Genomic DNA, 25352 nt, shown 5'->3' on the forward strand with positions numbered 1-25352 from the left:
AAAAACATTCACTACTCGTGAATGACATTAAGCAATCAGATTAGTTCATAACTACTACTCTGAATCGGCATATCGAGATTATGCAATACCTTTTCCAGCAAGATACCCTCTCGGTTATCATATTCATAACCAAAAGTAGCACGAATACCCTGCAAAATGAATTGAGTGGCACGATCAAGCGCAATCGGTAAACTATCTCCTTGCAATAAAGCACCGGTAATAACGCTTGTAAAAGTATCGCCTGTTCCGGGATAGTGCGCAGGCAAATAAGGGCAAGTTATTTTCCAATATCGGTTTCCGGTACGATTATAGGCATAAACGGAAGTCTTATGGATATCATTCAGCACCGGTACACTCGTTATGATGACAACTTCGGGACCTTTGTCAGAAAGATCACGAAGATAAGTTTTCAGTTCTTCATCCGTATTCTGTACTTTATAAGGCAAGTCAAGCAGATAAAATAGTTCGGTGAGATTGGGAGTTATCACATCAGCTTTCGTTATCAATTGACGCATCTCCTTTACCATCGAATCATGGAAATTGGAATAAAGTTTCCCATTATCCCCCAAAACCGGATCGACCACCACCAAATTCTCTGACTGACGGAAATCATCAATAAAATCTGAAACAATCTGTATCTGCTCCGGAGAGCCCAAATAACCGGTATAAAAAGCATCAAACTGAACTCCCAACTGTTTCCATTCGGAAATGATCTTCGGCATCTCCTCCGTCAAGTCAAGGAAAGAAAAATGCGGATATTGAGTATGACTTGAAAGCACAGCAGTCGGCAACGGACAAACTTGAAAACCCATTGAAGATAGAATTGGAATCACAACAGTAAGCGACACTCTTCCTACTCCGGAAAGATCGTGAACAGCAACTACTTTTTTGACTTTATTTGCGTACATAGCAGGTTAGTGATAAGCAATTAGTGACAAATGATTGATAAGCATGAAACAAAAAGTTCATATGAATATGATATTTACCTAAAAGGACATTCAGGTCAATATCACCAATACATCTTTCGCTCCATGCGCTCCCATGACCAGAGCCTGTTCAATATCGGCAGTCTTGGAAGGGCCGGAAATAAATGTACCGAATTCATATTTTTCATTCTTTATTTGCTCATAAGCCTGATGCATATTGCTTACCAACCGATTCCGGTCGAGGATAATCACTAATTTTTCGGCAATGAAATAAAGGGCTTTGTATTTGACGTTTTGCGGAATCCAAACAGCAGCATTCTCAGCCACTCCAAACGAACCTGCCACAACAGCCACTTCCGTTCCGTCCAGTTCTTGGGCATTATCCAATACATCAGGATCAAAAGTGGCACAATCTATCCCATCCATATCCGAAGCAATACGGGTAGCTTCAGGGTAATTGCGACGGATAACGTCATTTACATCTCCGTTTTTGGCCAAAATAAACGCCTCACCTCCTACAGTACGGGTCATTTCACAAAACTTGGCTACTACATCAGGATAAGTAGTCGTATTTATTTCCCATTCGGGATATTCAAAACGCTTCTGCGTATTTTTACGGATGCTAGCTAGGATCTCTTCTCTGCTACTCATTTCGTTTCCTCCTTTTCTTTTACTTTATTCTTTTTCCACATCTCATTGAATGATTCACTGGCAAACTTTGGCAATTCGCGTCCCTTCCCCCATGCATCCAGATCATTGTACTTGATGAACCGCGGTAAATGGTTGACCACCGGAGCCGCCCATAAAGCTGCATTAAACAAAGTCGGGTTATCCATAAGTACCTTCATTCCACCGGAAATGAATTTCTTCATGGAATCGGCCTTACCTATACCATTTAATATCTGACGCCATTTATAAATCTGTTCGGCCAAGTCCACCTTTACAGGACAGACATCGGAACAAGACATACACAATGAACATGCAGAAAGATTGTCATAATACATCTCCGGATCATGCGCCATTCCAAGATTAATGCCAATCGGCCCGGGAATGAAATACGTATATGAATATCCTCCGCTACGACGGTATACCGGACAAGTATTCATGCAAGCACCGCAACGGATACAATTCAATGTTTTGATATGATCCGGTTTGGAAAGAATGGCACTCCGTCCGTTGTCAACAATAATGATATGATACTCGCCTCCCTCACGAGGTTTGCGATAATGAGATGTATAAGTGGTTATAGGCTGCCCGGTTGCCGAGCGTGCTAACAAGCGGGTAAATACGCCCAGTGAAACCATGTCGGGAACAATTTTCTCCAGACCAAAAGCGGCTATATTCAATGTCGGGCAAGAAGTTCCCATATCGGCATTTCCTTCATTGGTACAAACAACGATATCTCCTGTAGAAGCTACGGCAAAGTTAGCTCCCGTCATGGCAGCCTGCGCATTCAAGAATATATTCCGTAGATTTTTACGGGCTGCATGCGTCAGATACGTCGGATCGAAGTTTCCTTTTTCCGTCCCCATCTCCTTCTCGAATAACTTACCGACCTCTTCACGTTTAATGTGAATGGCAGGTAGCACGATGTGGCTCGGTGGAAGATTCATCAATTGAAGGATGCGTTCTCCAAGATCGGACTCAACAACATCGATGCCTCTTTCAATGAGAAACGGATTGAGTTCGCACTCTTCGGCAAGCATGGATTTGCTTTTCACAAAACGCTTCACACCGTGACTATTCAAAATATCATAAACGATCGTACGATATTCTTCAGCATCTTTCGCCCAATGAACAATTGCACCATTAGCGGTCGCATTTTTTTCAAACTCCGTCAACAACTCATCCAAATGACTGTTGGAGTACAACTTAAGCTCACAGGCTTTTTCACGCAACTCCTCCCATTCCGGAACTTCCTTGCTCATCTTGTCTCTCTTGGCACGAACCAACCAAAGGGTTTCATTGTGCCACTCTTCCATAACCGGGTTCTCTAAGAACTTCTCTGCGGCTTTTGCATGCTTGGTACTCATAACTGCGATGCTAAAATTTCAACAATATGAATGATCTTTATAGGTAGCTTATCCCGTTCGATGACACCTTGCATATGCATCAAGCAGGAACTGTCGGCACCTGTGATATATTCTGCTCCTGTCTCCATATGATGCCGTATCTTGTCACGTCCCATACAAACGGAAACCGCAGGTTCCTCAATGGCAAACATGCCACCGAATCCGCAACATTCATCATCATGGCTGGGCTCAAAGATTTCGATGTCCTGAACCAATCGAAGTAAATCGAGCAACTTATTAAAATAAGGAATATTCAGTTCGCTAGGGGCTGAAAGGAAAAGCTCGCGCACTCCGTGACAACTGTTTTGAATACTTACTTTATGAGGGAAACGGGCATTTAGTTTATCCGGTTTTATGACGTCATGGATAAATGCACACAGATCGTAGATTTTACCTGCACTCTCACATACATGCCCTTCTTTGGCAAGAATACCCGGATGATTGAATTTCACAAATGCCACACAACTTCCGGAAGGACCTACTATGTAGTCATATTGTTTAAACAAATCATCGAAACGAAGAGCCAGCTTGGAAGCCTCGTCTTCAAAGCCTGCATTTGCCATCGGCTGTCCACAACATGTCTGGTCCAACGGATAATCGACATCCACTCCCAAACTTTTCAAAAGCTTATACGATGCCACTCCCACCTCAGGATAGATGGCATTGATATAGCAGGGAATAAACAAACCTACCTTCATAATAATCAGTTTCAATTTACAAATTAGGAATTACAAATCACAAGCTACCGGTTTTTTCAAGCCATTTGTAGTCCGTTAATTTGCAACTCATTCAATATTTATGAGTTTGTGCGTTTGCAGGCTTAGTCTCCATTTCGGATGTCGCATCACGCAGTCCACCACCTCACGGGTGTTACTACAAGAACAAGGTTGAAGGAAAAAATGTTCGGCAGGAAGCGATTCATAAACGTCAATATTTTGTCCTTCATAGACAACTTTGACTTCATTCATCCGTGTCAACACCAGCTTCGTTCCTTGTTTTGGGGAACAGGTCACCCAATCAATACCGGTGGGCAGGAAGTGTGTACCATTGGTTTCAATACATACATACTTCCCGGCCTTATGCAACAGATCGATAAAAGGTTCATCGATCCATAAAGATGGTTCCCCACCGGTCAAGATTACCATCCGGGCAGGATATTTACCCACTTCATCGAGAATCTCTTCATCGCCCATCATCCTTCCGTCTTCATGACGAGTATCGCAGAAACCACATTTCAGGTTACAGCCTGAAAAACGGATAAAAACGGCAGGGGTACCTGTATGATACCCCTCTCCCTGCAAGCTATAGAAAATTTCGTTAATCTTTCTCATAAATAGCCGTGTTTGATTCCGATTCCCGTACCTCGACCTTGAAACAATGCGGTACTTGCTCGCATACCCAACGTGCAATATTCTCAGCTGTGGGGTTGAAAGGAAGCACATCGTTCAGATTTCTGTGATCAAGTTTATCTTTCACAGCACGCTTGATGTGGCTGAAGTCTACGACCATTCCATCAGCGTTCAGTTCTGCCGAACGGCAATATACTGTGATTATCCAATTGTGACCGTGAAGATATTCACATTTACTTTGATAAGAGAGGCTCAAGCTATGTGCAGCCGATACCTCCAGGCGTTTGATTACTGTATACATATCGTCATATATATTAAAAAACTCCTGCATCTAATGTCACCTCGATGCAAAGATTACAAAGATAAGGTTACCCAGTGATTCATCCAAATTAAGAATTATAAAAAAGGACAAAAATAAAGTTGTCTTCCATGCCTTTTGGTTATACACTATTAAGTCACCAACTATATTCCTATTATTTTTCCTACATTTGCAAAATGAAAACTCTCTGCATTGTCATAGGAACTATTTCTCTGGGATTGGGCATATTGGGCATCTTCTTACCTTTATTGCCTACAACCCCGTTCCTGTTACTTACAGCCGCACTTTATTTCAGAGGCTCTCCCCGTTTGTATCAGCGTCTACTCGATCATAGACACCTCGGTCCCTACATCCGTAACTATAGAGAAAATAAAGCAATCCCTCTCCGAGCCAAAGTGATTTCACTTTTACTCATGTGGGGAACCATGCTTTATTGTATCTTTTTTCTTATCCCACTGGTATGGGTAAAGATTTTAATGTTCCTGATCGCGGCAGGAGTCACCTATCATATACTTTCTTTCAAAACATTAAAGAAATGAGAAAGACCGACGCGCGCATCAGCCAACTTATCTTCCCAATGTTTCACTGAGTTCTGACCGATCACATCGGATACATACTTCACGGATATGAAGGGAATCTCTTTGGCATTGCAGACAAATGCTTGCGCATAAGCTTCCATATCGACTACATCTCCTTCAATATCCGTCAGTTCCGTAAGGAAGCTATCTCCGGTATTGCATGTGGCAGCTTCCGTCCAATGACTACAGAACCCTTTCTGCTCCAACAAAGTCGATGTATCGAGTTTATAACTCATTCCTAAATTAGCAAGTTTCTGCATATCCCGGTCTATAAAATGACGGCATACAAATACATCGCCCACTTGATGATTTATAGTTCCTGCCGTTCCCATATTAATCACAATATCGGGTTTTACCTGTGATATGGCTTCTGTCAAATAGAAAGCCGCTTTTACTTTTCCGATTCCGGTACGCACGTAATAAACTTCAGCATCCGGCCATTTAATCTCTGCAAATTCGCCTTGAACAGCGTAGGTCACTAATATTTTCAACATTTTATATCTTTTCAATTAAAGAGTCTACTTCAAGGCACAAAAATAAGCATTTATCTCCGAGTTTAATCAGAGATTGTTCAAAAATGGTTAGATTCTATTCATTCCCATCCTCCTTAACCTCTAACTTTGCCGACAAACCAAACTAACAAAATATCATGATTAAAAACTCTATTACAGACAATCGGCTTGTATGGCTCGACGTGATCCGTTGTGTAGCCATGTTGATGGTAATCGGTGTTCATTGCATCGATCCTTTTTATATCTCTCCCACAATGCGGGTTATACCTGAATATACACATTGGGCAGCAATTTACGGTTCTCTTTTGCGACCTTCGGTACCTCTGTTTGTCATGATGACCGGTTTATTGCTCCTGCCTGTCAAACAAGACCAACCATTGGGGCGTTTTTACAAAAAGCGTATATACCGCGTACTCTTCCCGTTCCTTATATGGTCTGCACTTTATAGCATGTTCCCTTGGTTCACAGGAATCATCGGACTGCCCAAAGAAATTATAGGCGATTTCTTCTGTTATACCCAAGGACACGAATCACAAAGCCTAACAGATTCTCTGAAAGATGTTGCCATGATCCCCTTTAATTTCAGCCACAAAGAAAATCACATGTGGTATATCTATCTGATAATCGGGTTATATCTTTATATGCCATTTTTCTCAGGATGGATCGACAAAGCAAGTCAGAAGACCAAACGAACTTTTCTTCTCATCTGGGTGATTTCCTTATTTATCCCCTATCTGAGAGAATATGTTGCCGGCTGCCTGTTTGATAGAAATGGCTATCTCTTCGGTACGGATACATGGAACGAGTTCGGCATGTTTTATTATTTTGCAGGGTTCAACGGTTATCTGCTATTGGGACATTATGTGAAACAAGGAAATAATTGGAGCTTGCTTAAGACATTTTTTATCTGCGCAGTGATGTTTGCCATAGGTTATTATGTGACATACACCGGTTTTAGCACGACTGCCGCTAATGCAAATGCAACAGAAATGGAAATGGAACTGTATTTCACATTCTGTAGTCCAAACGTGTTATTAATGACTTTGGCAGTATTCTTACTATTGCAAAAGGTAGTAGTTACCAATGAAACTATCATTAAACTACTTGCCAACATGACCAAATGCGGATTCGGTATTTACATGGTACACTATTTCATCGTAGGCCCTTTCTTCCTGTTGATAGGTCCGTCATCATTGCCAATTCCATTACAAGTTCCCCTGATGGCGATATGTATTTTTATATGTAGCTGGGGGTTCACAGCCATGATGTACAAGCTGATGCCTAACAAAGCACACTGGATAATGGGATAGAAATATTTAAATTTTGGGATTGTTCATCTTTAAAATTCAGATGCGCCTGATAGGATATCTTTTGACTTAAAACAGGCTTAAACATTCATACTGAATCATTAAAAACACCCTTCACCAAATATAAGTAATCAACATTTTATATATTGAAAATTAAAGTATATATAAAAAACATCCCTATATTTAGTATAAAAACATCCCCATGTTTTAACCAACAACATCCCCATGTTTCATCCTAGAACACCCGGATGTTTTTATACTATGATTCATTACCTGAGACAAGCATAACAAATGAAACAAATATGGTAAAAGAATAAACTATACTTCCCATAAAGAGACCTGTAAAATGAGTCCCGAACAACTATTTTCTTTCAAAATGACTAATTTCTGCCGAAAAGTTTTTGTAATATCAGACTTAATCGTATTTTTGTGTACAATTTTGGTGTAGCGATGACAGAAGAAGAAAAAAAGCTATTAAGTACCTTTGAAGCGAGACTACGGCATTTGATCTATCTTCACGATGAATTAAAGCGTGAAAATGCTGAGCTTAAGCAACTTCTCGAAGTAGAGAAAGAGAAAAACGAGAAGGCACAAGCCGATTATAAAGAGCTGGAAGTAAGCTACACGAACCTAAAAACAGCTACGACAATCAGCCTTAACGGCAGCGATGTGAAAGAGACAAAGCTGCGATTGTCAAAATTAGTGCGTGAAATCGACAAATGCATCGCTCTGTTGAATGAATAAAAGAAGAGATGTATGAACGATAAAATAAAGATAAACCTGCAAATTGCAGACTCATACTATCCTATCACCATTGACCGTGAGGAGGAGGAATTAATGAGGGAAGCAGCTAAACAGGTGAATGTCAGACTCAATGCGTATCGGGAGCATTACAAAACCCTGCAACCTGAAAAACTAATAGCTATGGTAGCCTATCAGTTTGCACAGGAGAACCTGAAACTCAGGCAACGTAACGACACCGAGCCGTATACGGTCAAAATAAAAGAATTGACGGAAATGCTGGAAGAGTATTTCAGGGGTGAATAAATTCACTCCGCCAATCATTTATAGAGAGAATCCACGCACTGCAAAATATCCGAAAGATAAATTCCGGATATTCAGCGGTGCGTTTTTATTTATACTTAAAATTAAATTACAATGTTAGTAACAATAGTAGTAGTATCCATTGCATGCTTCATCGTAGGAGGAATACTGTCATACGTATTCTTCAAATACGGACTGAAAGCTAAATACGACAACATCCTTAAGGAGGCGGAAACAGAAGCGGAAGTTATCAAGAAAAACAAGTTGCTGGAGGTTAAAGAGAAATTTCTCAATAAGAAAGCAGATTTGGAAAAAGAGGTGGCCATGCGCAATCAAAAAATACAGCAGGCTGAAAACAAATTGAAACAAAGGGAAATGGCTTTGGGACAACGTCAGGAAGAGTTGCAACGTAAAAAAGCGGAAGCTGACGCAGTAAGAGAAAACTTGGAAGCCCAACTGGGAATCATTGATAAAAAGAAAGATGAACTTGAAAAACTGCAACACCAAGAAATAGAAAAACTGGAAAACATTTCAGGGCTATCGGCAGAAGAAGCCAAAGAACGTTTGGTGGAGTCACTGAAGGAAGAAGCCAAAACCGAGGCACAATCCTATATCAACGATATCATGGATGATGCCAAACTAACGGCAAGCAAAGAGGCTAAACGAATCGTCATACAATCCATTCAACGGGTAGCTACAGAAACTGCTATAAAGAATTCAGTAACTGTGTTCCATATCGACAACGATGATGTCAAAGGTCGTATCATCGGACGTGAAGGGCGTAATATCCGCGCATTGGAAGCAGCTACGGGAGTTGAAATCGTAGTTGACGACACACCCGAAGCAATCGTTCTTTCAGCATTCGATCCGGTTCGCCGCGAAGTTGCCCGTCTGGCTCTGCATCAATTGGTAACAGACGGACGTATCCACCCGGCACGTATCGAAGAAGTAGTAGCCAAAGTGCGTAAACAGGTGGAAGAGGAAATTATCGAAACAGGTAAACGTACAACAATAGACCTCGGCATCCACGGCTTACACCCCGAACTGATTCGAATCATTGGTAAAATGAAATACCGTTCATCTTATGGTCAGAACCTGTTACAACATGCCCGTGAGACAGCCAATTTATGTGCTGTAATGGCATCGGAACTGGGACTGAATCCGAAGAAAGCCAAACGTGCGGGACTCCTCCATGATATCGGTAAAGTGCCCGATGAAGAACCAGAATTGCCACATGCACTGCTGGGTATGAAGCTAGCGGAAAGGTTCAAGGAGAAACCGGATATCTGTAATGCCATCGGAGCGCATCATGATGAAATAGAAATGACGAGTCTACTCGCCCCTATCGTACAGGTTTGCGATGCCATATCTGGCGCACGTCCGGGAGCGCGTCGCGAAATTGTCGAGGCTTATATCAAACGCCTCAACGATCTGGAACAATTGGCAATGTCTTATCAAGGAGTAACGAAAACATATGCCATTCAGGCCGGTCGCGAACTTCGTGTCATCGTAGGCGCGGACAAGATCGATGATAAGCAAACGGAAAGCTTGTCCGGTGAAATAGCCAAGAAGATTCAGGACGAAATGACGTATCCGGGACAAGTAAAGATCACTGTTATCCGCGAAACACGTGCAGTCAGCTTTGCTAAATAAGAAACTATGAACAAATAAATTATAAAGATAAGGGCGAAGCAATTCGCCCTTTTTTAATACGAATATAAAATATGGAAAAGTATCAATTCGAAGTATGTGCCAACTCTGTAGAAAGTTGTGTGGCAGCACAAATGGGAGGTGCCAACCGAGTAGAACTTTGTGCAGGAATACCGGAAGGAGGTACCACGCCTTCATATGGTGAGATCAGTATGGCAAGAGAAATACCTGGTATTAAACTCCATGTAATCATCCGTCCCCGCGGAGGAGATTTTCTGTATTCTCCTACGGAAACAAAATGCATGCTCAAAGATATAGAGATGGCTCGTAGAATAGGTGCCGATGGAGTAGTATTCGGTTGTCTAACGAAAGAGGGAGATGTGGACGTACCAGTCATGCAGGAACTGATGAATGCCGCTACCGGCTTATCCGTCACATTCCACAGGGCTTTCGATGTCTGCCGTAACCCGCAGAAAGCATTGGAAGAGATTATCTTGTTGGGATGCAAACGTATTCTTACTTCTGGGCAACAAGCAACTGCAGAAGCAGGAATCCCCTTGCTGAAAGAGCTACATAAGCAAGCGGACGGTCGAATTATCCTGCTGGCTGGATGTGGAGTAAACGAAAGGAACATTGCTCACATCGCTTCCGAAACGGGTATCAATGAATTCCATTTTTCAGCAAGAGAAGCCGTTGACAGCGATATGCAATATCGTAATCCATCCGTCTCAATGGGAGGAACGGTACGGATCGAAGAATATGTCCGGCAGGTGACCACGGCTGACAGAGTGAAAAATACTATCGCTGCAATCCGCCCGTAATACTCATTTACAAGAAAAGAGATGCGTAACAGAAAAGTGATATTAGTGCTTTCTACTGGAGGAGCCCGTGGGCTGGCTCATATTGGGGCCATAGAAGAACTGGAAAAGCGGGGATTTGAATTTACTTCCATCATAGGAAGTTCTATGGGCGCTTTGGTAGGGGCCATGCTCGCTACGGGAACGATGAAGGAATGCAAAGAATGGTTCTGTACGCTCAACAAACGAAAGCTCTTCAGACTGGCAGACTTTACCTTCAGCAAAGAAGGGCTCATAAAAGGTGATCGCATTCTAGAAATGTTGCGAAAGCTCATTCCGGACTGCGACATCGAGCATTTACCCATCAATTATACGGCAGTCGCAACGGACATTGAAACGGAAAAAGAAGTGGCATTTAGAAAAGGAAGTCTGCACAGCGCCATTCGTGCCTCCATTTCCATTCCAATGCTGTTCCATCCTTTAAAGGTCGAGGGAAGATCACTGATAGATGGAGGAATTGGAAATCCGCTTCCACTAAACCAAGTAGAGCGGAAAGAAACGGACTTAGTGATCGCTGTAAATGTAAATGCTCCGAATTCTGTATCAGAAAAACCCGACAAGAGAAAAAACAATTATTATAAGCTTCTCACGGAATCATCAAGAATTATGCAGCAACAAATCATCCGTTTCAGTATTGAGAAATATCGCCCGGATATTGTAGTGGAGATTCCCGGACAATCATTTGACATGCTCGATTTTCATAAAGCACCCGAAATCATAGAATTAGGAAGAGAGGCAATGAGAACAGCTCTGAATAACAGCAATTGCCTCCCTTCCATGTTCCAACCTCCAATATTATAAATACGGAATAATTGTAATATAAATACCCGTAATTATAGCCGAAGTAATCACTCCCGATATATTGGCTCCCAAAGCATCTCCTAGAATGAAAGAGTTAGGATTGTCTTTACTTACCAATTTCTGTGCAACTTTCGCAGTGGTCGGTACGCAACTAACAGCAGCAATACCAATCACCGGATTATAATTGCCTTTTTTAATGAAGTACATGATATAGCCACCGATAATACCTCCAATACCGGAGAATAGTAAAGCAGCCATACCCAATACCAATAATTTTAATATTTTCGGATCAAGTAACAGGTGGGCATCACATAATACTCCAAGCAATAGCCCTAACATGAAAGTAGAACCATAAAGCAACGGTCCACTCACAAAATCATAAATATGCTTCATTCCGGATTCACGAACAGCAACGCCTAAGAATAAAGAGAAGAATAACGGAGAAGCTACAGGGAACAGAAAGCACAATACCGCACATAGAATAGCGGAAAATGCAAGTTTCACTTTTGCATCATAATTCTTAGGAGCTTTCTTCGAGGTCATCTTGATAGCTCTCAAGCGTTTTGGGACTAATAGTTTCACTAAATAGGGATAGCCACCGTAAGTCAGTCCTAAATATAAATAAGCTACTACTTGTGATAGGAACAAACAAATGTTTTGCCAACGCCAATGACGTAAACAATACCATAGGACCATCGGCCCCACCTACCATAGCCACCGAAGCACTCTCTTTCAAAGACAAACCAAATGCAGAAGCAATAGGTACGGTAAGGAATGTACCCAGTTCGGCACACAAAGCAAGAAATATACTTGCAAACGGTTTCTGGAGTAGAAAACCGACATCAAGCAATGTACCGATCCCCATAAATACGAAGCAGGCTATGAGCCCGTTACTGAATGTCAAGGTGTAAACCGGTTGTAGAAAATCAATCTGCATCGTATTCATCAGCGCATCCGTATCCGAAAGCATCGGATCAAGGAAAAGGTTGCCCAAGGTTCCGTCAGGCATCAATAATGTCCCACAATTGATAGCTACCATTCCCAGTCCCATCGGTATCATTACCATAGGTTCGAGTACTCCTTTCCATCCTAAATAAATCAATAAGAACCCTAAAGCAACCAAGAACATCCGGGCACTTGCCAACAGCCAACCACTTTCCATCATTGTTCCGAAACCTTGGAACAAACTCGCAAAATCAAGACTTTCCATAATATGATATTTTTTTTATTTCGTCTTTACTGATGATTTTTTATTCTGTTTTTTATTTTGATTCAATATTTCGTCTTCTTTTTCAAGAAATACCATATGCGTATCTTCCGGATAATAATAATCCATCAGGTTCATTTTAGATGCTCCGTGACTCACTCCGTGATAGTAACCTACACGATTGCAAAATTCCTTATTAATACCCCGGCTGAAATCCTCGCGGCCATCGGCTATAAACTCTTCTTCTACGGGAGGAACCTGACGAATCAGAAGTTCAACTTTCTGGCGTAATTTTTTCAATCGCCGCAAGCGCAAAAGTTCCTCGTGATGCGAACTATAAAAATCTAATGAATCAGCCGCAACAGCAATCATCTTGATCACACCGGCCACAAAAAATCCTATGACAAACGTAAGCCCCATCATAGCAAGGGTAGATAGTAATAAACCAGGCATAGTAATATTTACTAATTAAAAATTAAAGATTATAATATGATAAGTACCGAGAGGACAAACAACATTACTGAAGGTAAACAGTATAGTTTACCCTCTCAATGATAATAACAATAAGTAATATGGGAAAGGCTAAATCAAGATATGGGCCAACGAATAGATGTAATATCCATACGAGTACCTGATAGAATTAGTATTAAAAGAGAGCTGCCGGTAATCATTCTCCGTCCAACGGGAAGAGTCCAGCAAGCTCAATAGCTGATATATAGCCGTATTAATCTTTAATTTCAATAATTTGGTAGGAGTGACATTCCGTACATTTGCAATACCACTGAAGATGACGTCCCCAATCTTATGTTCTGTGGTTTCGTCATTGAACAAAGAACGGGTACTACTACAACACTGTCCATCAACAGCAGAAGAAATACAACAGTCGTCAACAAATTGCATTGAATTCAATGACGGAGTTCCTACCTCAGATTGGAATTCCGCTATGTTCTTGTAGGATATCTGTGTGAATCCCAATATCAAGAACAGACTGATCAAGATGCAATAAGTATACTTCATAATAATAGCTACAAACGTAACAATTATATTCATACAAAGACGTATGGATACCCTGTTAATTAACGATTATTGTATTCTTCTCCTGCAAAGAAAAATTATAGCCCGTGAACAACTTTCATCAACTGTTCACCAAGCCCGATAGTATAACCTTGCGACACAAAAACCACCCGGTTGAAAGTATCGGCAATAATGAATATGGGCAGTGTCTTACCGGACAACTTCATGGATTCGGTAATCTGTTTCTGAATAGCTCCTTCCGTATCGATACCATAGGTCAGATTTGAAGGCAAACCGGGAAATTCACCCGGATTAAACCTCTTATATTGAGCCTCATTCGGGAAAAGCAATACGATATGACGTCCCCATTTGTCAAAATCATCCTTTAATGCGGCAATATCTTTTAAAGCGTGGTTAGTAGGTTCCTGCCCAACACCAAGTACGCCAACCACAAAATATCCGCGTCCACATGTCTGCAAGATACTCTGTGGTTCTTCAAATCCGACGGGAAGATAAAGAGATTCCGAATTAAAGCTACCGATCACTTGTACTTGATCTTTGCTTTCACGCATGACTAATTCGATAGTTGTATCCTGATCTTTCTCTACATTAAAGAAAGAGACATTGGTCAATACCGAACCATTAGCCAAGCGGGTTCCGGTAGTAAGCATGTAATATCCAGCATCCAGCCGTGTACCGTTTTTCAGTAATTCCTCCCAAGTAGTCTTCTCTTCATCATAGTTCAACAAGTGGAACGTTCCATCCTCGAAGCGTGAAAGGGTGAAATGAGAATAATATTTAGGATTGCCCAATGAACGGATAGGCTGATAAGTTGCTTTCAATACACCGGAAGGTGCCTGTGTTTGTTTTTCAGCTTCAAAATCCACATCCCATGTTTTGCCATTTTTCAGATTCTCTTCAGTAAAATCCTGATACTGAATTTTACCCGTAACCGGGTCAATCCAGGCAGGAATCCCCATTGAACGAGCTATAGCAACGAAGAATATATCACGTGATTTTTCATCGGCTACACGTGCTTTCCAAACACCTACCGGAGAAATCGGAATGCGTTGAGAATTTATGTCATTATTAATTTGAATGTTTTTCTTACACCAATCTACCAACAATTGAGGATCTTTACGGAAAGCATCGGCATCTGCCGTCAACACAGCTTCCTGAAAAAATTTCTTATAAGGAGTAAGCATTTCATTTGCCACACGAGGGCTGAGAATATCGGCATAATAATACTCTCCGACATATCCCGCTTTAGAATTATAAAAATGATCTTCCAGCACTTCTAAACTGACATCACGCAAGTCTTTTTGTGAGATCACCCCAAGCAATGGTAACGCAGTCTCCTTTTTTCCAGCCTTATCGGCAAACAATCCTAATGACAATCCCGTAGATTCCGCTTTGGAAGCGGCAATTAGAAAATCCTTCAGCACTTGATGATTACCTCTTGACGCAACCAACAGTGGAGTGACCTGGACAGAATCCATACCATATTCCCTAGCAAACTTACCGGCAAGTTCTTCCGTCATCATAGTGGCAACATATGCGTTTCGTATCGAATCTTCCCGTGCTACACGATGATCATTTTGCGCACGTTGTTCCTCTGTGACTTCAGGAATATTTGCACCTTCTACGGGAGGAACCATATCCAAAGCTAATGAATATACCTCTCCCGGCTTCCGGTCAAGTTTAAGGGTAAGCTTATCGTCCTTGCCGAAAGAAAGTTTAGCATAACCGAAAACATCGTCTTTGGAAGCCCATACCAAGATATCACCTTTACCGGCAGTCAACGAAGCAGTTCCCTCCTTATCCGTATATTTCGTAGCAACGGAATAAAACTCAGCGTAATTATAAACTTTAAATTCTACTTTAGCTCCCTCCACGGGATTACCATTTACATCCAATACAGTCACAACTGTTTTGGCAGTAGGAGCATAATTATCTATCACATTAATTTCCGTATAATTAGGAGTTTCAAACATGATCTCTTCAGGTCCGGCATAATGGCCAAATACTTTTGTATGCATCAACATTCCCCGACTGGCAGGAGCATTAAACCATCCCAAGTTTAATACAGGTTCGGGTTCGCAAGCTCCGAAGAAATACCATTTCCCATCTGCCCAAGCTTCCACCCAAGCATGATTGTCATCCGTATGTGCCCAACGGGGCGTATAAACCTGACGGGCAGGAATACCCACTGAACGAAGAGCAGCTACCGTAAATGTAGATTCTTCTCCACAACGGCCATATGCAGTTTTAACAGAGGCTAATGGTGAACTGGTACGAGCATCACTGGGACGATAAACCACCTTTTCATGACACCAGTGATTCACTTCAAGAATAGCATCTTGCATAGAAAGTCCCTTGATGCGATCCTTCAATTCATCATAAAAGACTTGGCGAGATTCATCTAGGTTTTCATTATTAATACGGACAGGCAATACAAAGTGCCGATATAAATCATCTGGAATGATTTCTCCCCACGGCATCTCATGCCGTACCTGTTCGGACAAACGAACTTGATCCAGATAATACTTCCCTGAATAATCAGTTATATCGCCAATAGGCATATACGCATAAAGAAACATCAATGCTTCACGTTCACCAGTGGTTAAAGTAGAATCAGCAAATACAGCAAATAAATCACCATTCGGTAATTGTTGCTTTTTAAGCGCAAAATCGGCCTCCACTTGCCGACGATATGCCTCATCTTTCAAAAAATGAGTTTTACTACAAGAAAACAATAAAACAGATAAGGTCGAGTACAGAAACAAACGAATCAGTGTCTTCATAATCTAAATACAAAATTAATAAGTTATAGAAAAATCAAAAACCATTTAAAGGTAACACAACTGTAGGAATCAATAAAACTAATCCCACTATTACAAACAGAAGCAATAGCTTCCAAAACCATTTCACCCATATTTCATAAGGAATACGGGCAATTCCCAATGCCCCCATCAGAACGGCAGAAGTAGGTGTTATCATATTCGTAAAACCATCTCCAAACTGATAAGCCATCACAGTAGCCTGCCGTGACAAACCGATAACATCTGAAAACGGTGCCATAATAGGCATGGTCAATGCTGCCTTTGCCGAACCGGAAGGTATAATAAGATTTATCAAAGTTTGTATGAAATACATCACGCCCAGTGAAACCATCTTCCCAGCATCTCCCATCAACGAAGCAAGCGAATGTAAAATAGGATCGATGATATGTCCATCCTGCAATACCTGAATGATACCACCGGCCAATCCGACTACAATAGCTGCCGACAACATATCTTTCGCTCCATCCAGAAATTGCTTAATGATAGTATCCGGATGTTCACTATTAGCAAAGCCCGAGAGTATGCCCATCGCTAAAAAGATTGCTGAAATTTCCGGTAAATACCATCCGTGCCCCATCACTCCGACAATTAGGTATAAAATAGTAAAAGCAAGTAAAGTCAGAATGAAAAATTGATTGGACTTCCGTAATCCGATCCATCCTGTTATGGCAAACAATGCCGTCAAGAAAGGAACCACATACCAACTGACAGATGATTCACCCAATGTGAACGTACTCAAAGGATAATAGACAGAAAAAAGTATCAAAGCCGCCAACACCAACATATATATAATGTATGCCGAACGTGTGGTCACACAAGTGATCTGAGCGGCAACTCCTTTCCCTCTTTTCCTCCAATATTCATCGGCAGCATACATGGGAGACTTCTTCGGATTTTTTCGGATGACAGAAGCATAACGTAAAACAAATAATATGAGAATGGTTGTAAGTATCACCCAACAGAATATGCGATATTCAAAACCCGAAAACAACGGCAAATCAGAAAGTCCCTGTGCAATCCCTATTGTAAAAGGATTAAGTACTGCCCCTGAAAAGCCGACATGCGCAGCAACATAAACCATACAGATTCCGGTAATGGAATCATAACCCATCGAAATAGCCAACGGAACTATGATTATTACAAATGCCAAAGTCTCCTCACTCATACCGAAAACTGCACCGAACAAACTGAATAAAATAATAATCAAGGAGATTACCACGTTGTTCACTCCCAATATTCTAATGAATTTATACTTTTCTAGGCCTTTCGTAAAATCGAGAAAAGACAATATTCCAGCATCGATAGAACGACTACTATTCATTATCTGAAATGCACCGCCCATAATCAGTAAAAAAGCTATAATACCTGCTTGGTGAACGAATCCATCGAGTAATGCACTGAATACTTGCCATGTTTGCGGAGCCTGCTCCACCGGATGAAATGAGTGGTCAATAATAACCGTACGCAACACTCCATTCACATCAACTGTTTGCCGTACGTATTCCCCAGCAGGAATAATCCAAGAAAGGACAGCACAAAGCAAAATTACAGAAGATATAATCGTGTATGTATGTGGAATTCGTTTCAGCATAACTTTACTATTGATATGGCACAAAGTTATGTAATATATTTGTAATATTCACCTATCAATTCAAGCTCTTTCGAAGAAAAATCAACAAAAAACATAGATTTTTTATGTTTTAGAACATACTTTCGTGAACTTTTCGTATCTTTGCAGTGTTAATAGAGAAAACAAGATGTAAAATCCGCTCTTCAAAACGTGAAGGGCAAAAAAAGATGAAGATTATGAAAATGAATGAAAATGAAAAAATTATGATGTTGCAATATCGTATCAAACGTTATCATGCAATGGGAAACGGAACAATGTGCCAAACCTTAAATGGCCAACTTCAAAAACTGCTTTCAAAGCAGACTACCATGTAAATTACACACTACTATTATATGTTATTAAGCGGAGAATTTGTATAAATTCCCCGCTTTTTTTATTTTCTTTCATTTAGACAAATCATCACATAAGCGATATTGAACCTTGTAATTTTTCTGGAATAATCATTTTGCATCAAATAAATTCAGTAACTTTGCTGGCAGTGAGTATAGCCATAATAGTAAATAATACCATCAATCGGTTTTATAAATCCATTATTCTTATCGTTATCCACATAATAACAGAAACATTAAATCTATGGGTCATATTGAATCATATAAAAATATAGACTATATTAAATACCAATAAAATACAATCAACAAATTACCCTAGTCATGAAAAAAGAGCTATTATTCACATGGATGTTATTTATTTCTTGTATCGCATATGCACAAGATTTTATTCACGCAACGTATTTGGTAGGAAATTCTTTAAAAGATGTGGAAAAGGTAAAACAGATCGATTATTCACAATTCCAATACATTTATTTAATGGCAGCTCCTCAGTGGAACCAGGAAGACTTTGGTCAACCTCAAGAAAATATAATAAAACACTTGGTAAGCGATCATCAATATGCAAAAGACCAAGGCATTGAAATCGTACCTCTGCTGATAGAAGAAGCCCATAAAAACAAAACTAAAGTTTTATTATCGTTTGCAGGAGCAGGATTCAATGAAATAGTATCTTCCATTGAAAAACAAAAGAAATTCATAGATATGATGATACGATTTATAGACAAATATAACTATGATGGAATCGAAATAGACTGGGAGCAAGACCTGTCCCTACCTCTACATGCCGAATTTATATCGAATATAAGGTTAAAACTGGATGACTTGGAGAAAAAACGCAATGATAGCAAACATCTTTATCTGACTACAGCTCTTCATTCCTGGCAAGTTTATCACAAAGAGCTTGCCAATAAGCTGGCATCAAATGTGGACTGGATTAATATTATGACTTATGATATGGGTGGTGGAATCTGGGGTAATGTTCCGGAACATAATACTCCACTTAATAAAATGGAGAAAGAACTTAAAAATTGGAAAGTATTCAATCGCAATAAACTTTGTATTGGTCTTGCAAATTACGGATTCATCTACAAAGACCTAAGTCCCGGAATAAAAATAGAAGGTAAACTGGACAAAAATGGAAAATATTTTAGTTACAACAATATGCTCCCACTTCTACAAAAAGGTTGGGTGGAACAATATGACAAAAAGGCTAAAGTATCTTATTACTTTTCTCCCGACAAATCAGAGTTTATAACAATGGAAAATCCCAAAACAATTTTGACCAAAATACAATGGATAACTAAAGAGAAATATAGAGGAGCTTTCTGGTGGGAATTTAATTACGATATAATTTATCCTACAACACAAACCGGAAAAATAAGACATCACTTGATAGATGTGGTCAGTAAGTATTTAGACTAACCTTATAACTAAACTAATAGGTATAAAAGCAGGATCTATTATTAAATTGTTTTATCTTTGTAAAAAACTGTAGCACATGAATAAAGTATTAGCGATATTATTAGCCATAATTCTCGGTACTTGTCTTTCATTCTCACAGACAAGAAATGAAAAACATTTAAATGTGACTAATGACTCAATAGGAATAATTAAGGTTCAAGACACATTGGGAATAAAAAATAAGATTAGTGTTACCACAGACACCACATCTCAACAATCAATAGTCTGCTTTGATACAGTACGTTATAATTCAAAAATGCAAAACATTTACAAGAATACTTTTAAACTGAAAAATAACGCTTTTCGAGAAAAAATGAAAGAACCATGGTTGGGTGACGTTTTAAGGGATATATTTTTCAAATAATTATGAAGTTATATTTTTTATGTATGATGCTTGCATTCAGTTATGGGGCTAAAGCACAATCAAAACTTATTTTTAAAGATAAGTTTATGTATACGGACGTAGAGGTATTCAATGAAACGAAAAAACACTCAATACTCTCTCTTATTGATACAGGATGTTCAGTATGTATAATTGATTCTATTTTTGCTATTGATTCATGTGGTATAAAAGAAAATGAGTTGCAAAAGATTTCTGTTAATCAAACTCAGGATAAAGTTTCAAGTGCGTTTATAGACTCTATATACTTTTGTGGAAAGACATATCATAAAGTGTATTGCTTAGTTGCAGATCTTACAGGGATTTATAAAAAATATGCACCAAGATTTATTATTGGAGCCAATATCTTAAAATCAACAGCCTGGAAATTTGATATGGAAAGAAATAGTATTGAACCATATAATTACAATAATAAAGCGAAAGGGATTATCTATAGATGGAAAAATCACAAAGACTATCCTGATGTGGCAATTGATTATATCATTTTGGACAGTAAAATCAATGGAAAAAAAGTACGATTTGCTTTTGATACTGGAAGTAAAAACAATAAACTTCAACGTGGTTTATATGTTGGAGAACCTGAGCTAATTCAAAAGGAAACGGCTAATATAGGAAATAAATTATCGATTAAGGCCGCTGAATTATGCAGAAATGTTACATTCAAAATAGGGAAGGACGAATATACGTTAGATTTTGTAATAGGTGATCGCAACATTGGACTCTTAAACATTGAATTTTTACACGGTCGATCATTCATTCTCAATTATAAGAAACAAACGCTTGAATTATTATAAAGAAGGAGAATTGGCTACCTTTAGCCCCAGTTGCTGAATTCAAAGCTCAATTGCTCCCAAACACCATGTTCATCCGATTCTTCCTTTGGATTAGACACAGAAAGACCTATCAAACGAATCGGATGGCGTTCATAATCTACTTCCTTCAACAACTGTTTAGCCAGTGGAAGTATTTTATCAAGAGCAGTCAGTTCATTTCCCTGCGTTATACTGCGTGTAATCTGGGTAAAATCATGAAATTTAATCTTCAAAGTCAACGTGTTCCCTTTGAAACCTTTCCGCTGCAACCGTTCAATCAACTCCACTGCGACATGATACAATTCGATAATGACAGATGATTGCAAAGAAATATCTTTTTCCAAGGTACGTTCGCATCCTATGGATTTTCGAATACGGACAGCTTCCACTGGTCTGAGATCAATTCCCCTGGCAAAATCATAATATACAGTCCCCGCCTTACCAAATTGACGAATTAGCATTTCCAATGAACACATCCGTAATTGTAATCCATTGTGAATGCCCAGCTGATGCATCTTTTTGGCTGTTACCGGTCCAACGCCCCAGAAGGATTCAATAGGCAAATTCGCAATAAAATCTAACGCTTGATCGGGATGTATGGTACAGAGTCCGTCTGGTTTACGATAGTCCGAAGCTATCTTTGCGAGAAATTTATTGTACGATACTCCGGCAGAAGCAACCAGACTCAGTTCTTCACGGATACGTTTCTTTATTTCCTTCGCAATATCGACGGCAAGTAGAATTCCTTGTTTATTATCAGTAACATCCAAGAAAGCTTCATCCAAGGAGAGTGGTTCGATGAGATCAGTATATTCATGAAAAATCTCATGAATCTGCCGGGAAACTGATTTATACACATCCATCCTGCCGGGGACAAAAACCAATTGCGGACACAAACGTTTTGCCTTTTGTGATGACATTGCAGACCGCACCCCAAAACGACGGGCCTCATAACTGGCAGCAGCCACAACTCCCCGTTCTTCTGCATGACCTACCGCCAAAGGCTTTCCTCGTAATTCCGGACAATCACGCTGTTCAACGGAAGCATAAAAAGCATCCATGTCAATATGTATAATCTTTCGTTCCACAACCTATAAATTCCGACATCAAATATAAGGAAAGAAAAGAACTGGGAAATGAAAAATTGGGACGTATTAAGTAAGATTAGTATATCTGACAAATAGGGATACTTCAGAAATGTTTTTGTAACTTTGGCGTAACTAAAGAACAAACTAATATGAAGAAAGCATTAAAAGAAGTCCTTGATAGAAACAACCTACTTTTACATAATCCTTCTTTGATGGTTATACAAAAAGGAAGAAGCCCCTGAAATTCAGAGACTTCTATACATTCATTGTGGACCTGGAGGGAGTCGAACCCTCGTCCAAACGAGGAAATCATAAGCTTTCTACATGCTTATCTTTGCCTAAGTTTTCGTGCAAGATCAGAACCAAAGCCATCAAACCCTGCCTTATCCTCTAAAGTTTCATCAAAAGTGCGAGGCCGCTTCTGACTATCCCCGATGTAACTGCACCACTGAACCGGAATGCTTCGGAGCAACAGCTTCCGAGTGATGTCTCGTCCTGGCACCTAGTGCCTGGATTAAGCTAATCTACTATGATTCGATTAAGCAGCAAGAGCGTAATTAGTTTCGCCAGATAAAATTTTGAAGACTGAGATTTAAGTGCCAATCTACGATGCACTGCATGCTTACTCACCATTTCTGCCCGCTGTCAAATCCAGTCAAGCCCAAATACTTATAACATATTAAAAACCAAAAGGAAGCAATATGATTTAATCATTAGTAAGAACAAATAAGTAACAAAAAGTACTTAAATAATATCCACATTTATGCTTTCTTTGATGCAAAGATAGAAAATCTTTTATTTCCACATTCTTTTATTAGCAAATATTATAGCTTCACATATAAAGTGACTTTTCTTAAAAGCCAGCTATCATGGGAAGGGAACAACAAGTATCCATACCGAGAAGATGTAAAATCCCTCATTCATAAACCTACAATACCTTACGCAAATCTCTACTATTGATAATTTTATTGTCATTTAAAAGGTGATTATAAAGATATTATAATATCTTTGCCAAAAAGTGGGATATAAAATGCAATAGGACTACGAATCATTTAAAGTCGTGACAATTCAGTTATTGAAAGAAGTCCGATATCCCTAAAAGAAAACAGTAACAACTGAAAAAAATAAATTATGTTCAGCAAATTAGTCATGGGATTATGTGCTATCAGTATGCTATCATCAGCTTGCACCACTCGGAACGCTTCACAACTAAGGGCTGAAAACGAGTTGACCATGCTCGTGGGAACCTATACCACAGGCAATAGTAAAGGTATTTATACCTTCCGTTTCAATCAGGAAACGGGAGAAACTACCCCTCTCGAAGTAACGGAAGTATCCAATCCCTCCTACCTGACCCTTTCATCAGACAACCGTTTTGTCTATGCGGTCAGTGAGGAAAACGACAGTTCGGCTTCTGTCCATGCATTCGCCTTTGATGAAGATCAAGGAAGTCTCAAATTGCTAAACAGCCATAAGACGATGGGTGAAGATCCCTGTTATGTAGCCACAGATGGCAAGAAAGTACTTACAGCCAATTACAGTGGCGGCACTATGTCTATTTTTCCTATTCGCTATGATGGTTCACTCGACCCTGCGGACACATTGTTTGAAGGCTCCGCATCCGGGCCCGACAAAGACCGCCAAGCTACCCCACACATTCATTGCACGGTTTTCTCACCGGACAGTAACTATATCTTTGCTTCGGACTTCAGCGCAGATCGTATTTTACGATATGCCATCAATGTCAAAGAAGAATTACCACGGCCTCTTTCCGAAACAGTCGACGTCGAACCCGGCTCAGGGCCAAGGCATCTGATATTTAGCAAAAACGGAAAATTCGCCTATCTGATCAATGAATTATCCGGCAAGGTGATAGCTTTCGCCTATACGGACGGCCGATTAAACCAGATCCAAACCATCACAGCCGATACCTTACATGCACGCGGTAGTGCTGATATCCATTTAAGCCCGGATGGAAGATATCTATACGCAAGCAATCGATTAAAAAATGACGGCATAGCCATATTCGAGGTCAATCCGGAAAAGGGAACACTGGCAAAAGCCGGATATCAGTTGACCGGCGCACACCCGCGCAACTTCAATATCACACCAAACGGGAAATATCTGTTGGTAGCTTGCAGAGACAGCAATCTTATTCAAGTGTTCGCAAGAGACATCACAAGTGGATTACTGAAGGATACAGGCAAAGATATAATCATAGACAAACCGGTATGCATACAATTTACGAATCGACAATAACATTTGTATTTAGATAAAAAACAGGTGCAATAAAAAGCTGTTATTACATTAAAAACAGAATAATAGCTTTTACCGACAATATGTTCCACATGACAAACAGAAAATACAATATGTCATTTTGACAAACCTGACTATTTATTCAACTGTACGTAGACTTATCAGTTCGGCCCACTTCTTCATACTTAAATCGATACCCCCTTTATCCAAATAATAAAAGGCCTTTCGGAAATGGGCAATCACAACATCTCTATCGATAAATAATTCATCAGACAACTCTCCGAGAGCGAGTTCTAGTCGCGCCATTTGAAGACAATCCACGAGAGTGTACGATTCATCCATAGAGAAATCTATTAGCTCGTTCAAAATGTCATAGGCTATTTCACCCTCTTCTAAAGATAATTTATTGATGGGGGTTTTAAGAATTAAAGGATGTTGCATCAACTGGATAATTGCTTCCTTAAAATCTCTGTTCATAACTTCCATTATTTTTGCCGCAGCAGTTCCCAATGATGCGAAGTTTAAAAAATAATAAGAGAGCGTGGAAACTATCAACTGTATGCCCACCATACAGGAATCGGCTAAGACCCTCCAGTGACATAAGTGATAGTCCCACGCTCAATTGGGTATATAAACAAGTATATATACAAAAGATGCGCGAGACCTGCCACTTATTGTCATTCACTGTAAAATTAAGCCGAATTTGTATGGTAGAATGCAATAAATAACCGTTCTCAATATAAAAAAAGAAAAGCTCCTTTCAACGCATGAAAGTACGCTGCCACAAATGTAGCGATAAATATTTATTAAGCAAGCATTATCGTTCAATAAATGTATTGATTGAATGATATACATTTCATACTTCTATCACTATCTCCTTACTCAATAAGTGGTTAC

Annotated in this window: 25 protein-coding genes, 1 other RNA gene and 1 pseudogene; 12 read left to right on the forward strand and 15 right to left on the reverse strand. The window is 39.8% G+C overall.

The annotated features are described in order from the left end of the window. Nucleotides 1-35: 35 nt before the first annotated feature. The 6 genes from H8744_RS00655 to H8744_RS00680 all read right to left on the reverse strand — a co-directional run bounded on the left by H8744_RS00655 (nt 36) and on the right by H8744_RS00680 (nt 4648). Nucleotides 36-908 (reverse strand): pyridoxamine kinase, encoded by an 873-nt coding sequence (locus H8744_RS00655; protein ID WP_262432986.1) that lies wholly within the window; start codon nt 906-908, stop codon nt 36-38. Nucleotides 909-998: 90 nt separating this feature from the next. After that, nucleotides 999-1577 (reverse strand): LutC/YkgG family protein, encoded by a 579-nt coding sequence (locus H8744_RS00660; protein WP_262432987.1) that lies wholly within the window; start codon nt 1575-1577, stop codon nt 999-1001. Next, nucleotides 1574-2959, reverse strand: coding sequence for a lactate utilization protein B (locus tag H8744_RS00665; RefSeq protein ID WP_262432988.1), 1386 nt, complete (start codon nt 2957-2959; stop codon nt 1574-1576). The genes H8744_RS00660 and H8744_RS00665 overlap by 4 nt, the downstream gene beginning before the upstream one ends. After that, nucleotides 2956-3696, reverse strand: coding sequence for a (Fe-S)-binding protein (locus tag H8744_RS00670; protein ID WP_262432989.1), 741 nt, complete (start codon nt 3694-3696; stop codon nt 2956-2958). The genes H8744_RS00665 and H8744_RS00670 overlap by 4 nt, the downstream gene beginning before the upstream one ends. An 87-nt stretch (nt 3697-3783) precedes the next feature. Next, nucleotides 3784-4329, reverse strand: a complete 546-nt coding sequence (locus tag H8744_RS00675) for a 7-carboxy-7-deazaguanine synthase QueE (protein WP_262432990.1) — start codon at nt 4327-4329, stop codon at nt 3784-3786. Continuing rightward, the gene (locus H8744_RS00680) at nt 4316-4648 is read right to left on the reverse strand and encodes a 6-pyruvoyl trahydropterin synthase family protein (protein ID WP_262432991.1); all 333 of its coding nucleotides are present in this window, start codon (nt 4646-4648) and stop codon (nt 4316-4318) included. Before H8744_RS00680 ends, H8744_RS00675 begins: the two co-directional genes overlap by 14 nt. 194 nt (nt 4649-4842) lie before the next feature. Between H8744_RS00680 and H8744_RS00685 the strand changes: the two genes are divergently transcribed. Further along, nucleotides 4843-5205, forward strand: coding sequence for a YbaN family protein (locus tag H8744_RS00685; protein WP_262432992.1), 363 nt, complete (start codon nt 4843-4845; stop codon nt 5203-5205). Here the strand turns inward: H8744_RS00685 and H8744_RS00690 are convergent. Further along, on the reverse strand, nt 5172-5738 hold the full coding sequence (locus tag H8744_RS00690; protein WP_262432993.1) for a 5'-methylthioadenosine/S-adenosylhomocysteine nucleosidase family protein: 567 nt from the start codon (nt 5736-5738) through the stop codon (nt 5172-5174). The two genes, H8744_RS00685 and H8744_RS00690, sit on opposite strands and share 34 nt — an antisense overlap. A 155-nt stretch (nt 5739-5893) precedes the next feature. Here H8744_RS00690 and H8744_RS00695 point away from each other — a divergent pair, with 155 nt between their 5' ends. From H8744_RS00695 to H8744_RS00720, 6 genes are all read left to right on the forward strand, one after another. Next, nucleotides 5894-7066: an acyltransferase gene (locus H8744_RS00695; protein WP_262432994.1), complete on the forward strand. Its 1173-nt coding sequence runs from the start codon at nt 5894-5896 to the stop codon at nt 7064-7066. A 447-nt stretch (nt 7067-7513) separates the two neighbouring features. After that, complete coding sequence (locus H8744_RS00700) at nt 7514-7807, forward strand: coiled-coil domain-containing protein (RefSeq protein ID WP_305067406.1); 294 nt, start codon at nt 7514-7516, stop codon at nt 7805-7807. Between the two features lie 12 nt (nt 7808-7819). Then, nucleotides 7820-8110, forward strand: a complete 291-nt coding sequence (locus H8744_RS00705) for a cell division protein ZapA (RefSeq protein ID WP_262432996.1) — start codon at nt 7820-7822, stop codon at nt 8108-8110. 111 nt (nt 8111-8221) lie between these two features. Next, nucleotides 8222-9760, forward strand: coding sequence for a ribonuclease Y (gene rny / locus H8744_RS00710; protein ID WP_262432997.1), 1539 nt, complete (start codon nt 8222-8224; stop codon nt 9758-9760). Between the two features lie 71 nt (nt 9761-9831). Then, nucleotides 9832-10578 (forward strand): copper homeostasis protein CutC, encoded by a 747-nt coding sequence (locus H8744_RS00715; RefSeq protein WP_262432998.1) that lies wholly within the window; start codon nt 9832-9834, stop codon nt 10576-10578. Nucleotides 10579-10599: 21 nt separating this feature from the next. Continuing rightward, nucleotides 10600-11415 carry a patatin-like phospholipase family protein gene (locus H8744_RS00720; RefSeq protein WP_262432999.1) on the forward strand — a complete coding sequence of 272 codons (816 nt, stop codon included), beginning with the start codon at nt 10600-10602 and terminating at the stop codon, nt 11413-11415. On the opposite strand, the pseudogene H8744_RS18800 reads toward H8744_RS00720, so the two are convergent. From H8744_RS18800 to H8744_RS00750, 5 genes and pseudogenes are all read right to left on the reverse strand, one after another. Continuing rightward, nucleotides 11410-12625: pseudogene (locus H8744_RS18800) on the reverse strand (sodium ion-translocating decarboxylase subunit beta). The gene H8744_RS00720 and the pseudogene H8744_RS18800 sit on opposite strands and share 6 nt — an antisense overlap. Before the next feature lie 15 nt (nt 12626-12640). Further along, nucleotides 12641-13075 (reverse strand): hypothetical protein, encoded by a 435-nt coding sequence (locus tag H8744_RS00735; protein WP_262433001.1) that lies wholly within the window; start codon nt 13073-13075, stop codon nt 12641-12643. A 129-nt stretch (nt 13076-13204) separates the two neighbouring features. Further along, complete coding sequence (locus H8744_RS00740) at nt 13205-13672, reverse strand: DUF8440 family protein (RefSeq protein WP_262433002.1); 468 nt, start codon at nt 13670-13672, stop codon at nt 13205-13207. A gap of 62 nt (nt 13673-13734) precedes the next feature. Continuing rightward, entirely contained in the window at nt 13735-16440 is a 2706-nt protein-coding gene (locus H8744_RS00745; RefSeq protein ID WP_262433003.1) for a transglutaminase domain-containing protein, read from the reverse strand. Between the two features lie 34 nt (nt 16441-16474). Next, the gene (locus tag H8744_RS00750) at nt 16475-18070 is read right to left on the reverse strand and encodes a YfcC family protein (RefSeq protein ID WP_262433004.1); all 1596 of its coding nucleotides are present in this window, start codon (nt 18068-18070) and stop codon (nt 16475-16477) included. 215 nt (nt 18071-18285) lie between these two features. Here H8744_RS00750 and H8744_RS00755 point away from each other — a divergent pair, with 215 nt between their 5' ends. From H8744_RS00755 to H8744_RS00770, 4 genes are all read left to right on the forward strand, one after another. Then, complete coding sequence (locus H8744_RS00755) at nt 18286-18423, forward strand: hypothetical protein (protein WP_262433005.1); 138 nt, start codon at nt 18286-18288, stop codon at nt 18421-18423. Nucleotides 18424-18759: 336 nt separating this feature from the next. Continuing rightward, entirely contained in the window at nt 18760-19860 is a 1101-nt protein-coding gene (locus H8744_RS00760; protein ID WP_262433006.1) for a glycosyl hydrolase family 18 protein, read from the forward strand. A 76-nt stretch (nt 19861-19936) separates the two neighbouring features. Beyond that, a complete protein-coding gene (locus H8744_RS00765) occupies nt 19937-20263 on the forward strand; it encodes a hypothetical protein (protein WP_262433007.1) in 327 nt (108 codons plus the stop codon). Nucleotides 20264-20286: 23 nt separating this feature from the next. After that, nucleotides 20287-21093 (forward strand): pepsin/retropepsin-like aspartic protease family protein, encoded by an 807-nt coding sequence (locus H8744_RS00770; RefSeq protein WP_262433008.1) that lies wholly within the window; start codon nt 20287-20289, stop codon nt 21091-21093. A gap of 20 nt (nt 21094-21113) precedes the next feature. Here the strand turns inward: H8744_RS00770 and dinB are convergent, their stop codons facing one another. Together dinB and ssrA are read right to left on the reverse strand one after the other, a co-directional pair. Then, the gene (gene dinB, locus H8744_RS00775; protein WP_262433009.1) at nt 21114-22199 is read right to left on the reverse strand and encodes a DNA polymerase IV; all 1086 of its coding nucleotides are present in this window, start codon (nt 22197-22199) and stop codon (nt 21114-21116) included. A 266-nt stretch (nt 22200-22465) separates the two neighbouring features. Then, nucleotides 22466-22862: a transfer-messenger RNA gene (gene ssrA, locus H8744_RS00780) on the reverse strand. Nucleotides 22863-23330: 468 nt separating this feature from the next. On the opposite strand from ssrA, the gene H8744_RS00785 reads away from it, so the two are divergent. Next, nucleotides 23331-24458 carry a lactonase family protein gene (locus H8744_RS00785; protein ID WP_262433010.1) on the forward strand — a complete coding sequence of 376 codons (1128 nt, stop codon included), beginning with the start codon at nt 23331-23333 and terminating at the stop codon, nt 24456-24458. A 135-nt stretch (nt 24459-24593) separates the two neighbouring features. On the opposite strand, the gene H8744_RS00790 is transcribed toward H8744_RS00785, so the two are convergent. After that, nucleotides 24594-24965, reverse strand: a complete 372-nt coding sequence (locus H8744_RS00790; RefSeq protein ID WP_262433011.1) for a hypothetical protein — start codon at nt 24963-24965, stop codon at nt 24594-24596. Between the last annotated feature and the right edge of the window lie 387 nt (nt 24966-25352).

The organism is Jilunia laotingensis, assembly GCF_014385165.1.
Classification (GTDB): Bacteria; Bacteroidota; Bacteroidia; order Bacteroidales; family Bacteroidaceae; genus Bacteroides; species Bacteroides laotingensis.